At 39.6% G+C, this 1,264-nt stretch carries 3 protein-coding genes; all 3 read right to left on the bottom strand.

Annotated features, from left to right (window positions below; all coding sequences use genetic code 11):
- Positions 1–206: hypothetical protein (locus tag ACT3RN_RS15690; RefSeq protein WP_444518824.1), on the bottom strand; the 206-nt coding region annotated here is incomplete at its 3' end.
- A gap of 126 nt (positions 207–332) precedes the next feature.
- Entirely contained in the window at positions 333–755 is a 423-nt protein-coding gene (locus tag ACT3RN_RS15685) for an ion channel (RefSeq protein ID WP_201611663.1), read from the bottom strand.
- Between the two features lie 124 nt (positions 756–879).
- Positions 880–1,209, bottom strand: coding sequence for a DUF6122 family protein (locus ACT3RN_RS15680; RefSeq protein WP_226945081.1), 330 nt, complete (start codon positions 1,207–1,209; stop codon positions 880–882).
- Positions 1,210–1,264: the final 55 nt, after the last annotated feature.

Here is a 1,264-nt window from a genome sequence, read left to right as displayed (position 1 = left end):
TGCTCATCATGTTCAGGCTCTAAGATCTCTAGCTTTTTTAGGGCTAACAGTGATTCTTTATTACGAGGAATTTCAGAATGCTTGAGCTCAAACTCATCTGCCCACGCCCATATTTTCTCAATCCAGTTGTCATTAGTATTTAATGTTTTATTAGAAGTATCAGACTGATGAATGTCCTGATGGTAGTTATTATTGTTTGGATTCATAGCTTTATTCCTTATAACAACTTGAACTATTTTTCTTATGCCAGAATAACGTTAGTATCCTGACATAGGTTTATGCAGCCCTATGCTACACATAGTCGAGATAGTCTTTAGCTAAATAGTCTTTAGCTAATTTGCAAGGGGTTTTTTACCATTCATGATCTGCAGCACAAAGGTTCCGGACATTGTAATCAGTAGGAAACCATGGAAGGCCTCCATCGCGGTCATAAATCGAAGATGTCCGTTAGGCATGAGGTCACCTCGCCCAAGCGTTGTGTAGTTAACTAGCGAGAAGTAAAAGTAGTCCATAAAGGTAAGGGAGGCACTGCCGTTGGATGAGGACGAGACGAGGTCACCAACCTGAAAGTTATGCACAGCAACCCAAAAGCCAGTCGCATAAAGCAGTGCCTCAAGGATATGAGCCAGCACGATTGAGGCAACTGCGACCCCAAGGCAGTGTCCCGGATGGCGCGACGGCGTCACAAACTGTGACGAGAATTTTAATACGCCATAATGTATTGCTGTGCAGACAGCGATTAGAATCGCTGCCATTATAATTGCCAGAATCACTTTTTATCCTTTTTGAGGAAGGAACGACATTAAAGGAAGATTACCCTATTTATTTTAACTAATCCTGTATAATTTTTTCACTATAGCTAACGACTACGCATAAGCACTAGAGTCTATTCAGATAGGTCATTACGCAGTCATTTGAATCAGTCAGCATATGTAGTAACAATCCTAGACCAATTATTCTATAGGGCTTTGGTAGAAATAGCATAGCCGCATAAACTGCCATTGCATAGTAAGTATGTAATGGATGAAAATTAATACTACAGCGATCAGGTAAGAAAACAGGTGTTGCTAGCAAGTGATCTAAATCTACCAGCATGGTTGCTAAAAGAATCAAATATACTCGTTTGTAATCATCACGAAAAAAAGTATAGGCAATAATCAACGGCATGCCAAAATGCAGGAAGTAGTGGATAACGGTTTGGATCATCATCTTTCCAATTCAGCATGATGTTTTATTGATAAGTTGGTATGCAGAATAATTAAAC

Source organism: Psychrobacter sp. AOP5-GZ1-6 (assembly GCF_052376345.1).
Classification (GTDB): Bacteria; Pseudomonadota; Gammaproteobacteria; order Pseudomonadales; family Moraxellaceae; genus Psychrobacter.
Note: the sequence above shows the minus strand (reverse complement) of the source record. Positions and strands in the feature narration are given on the sequence as shown.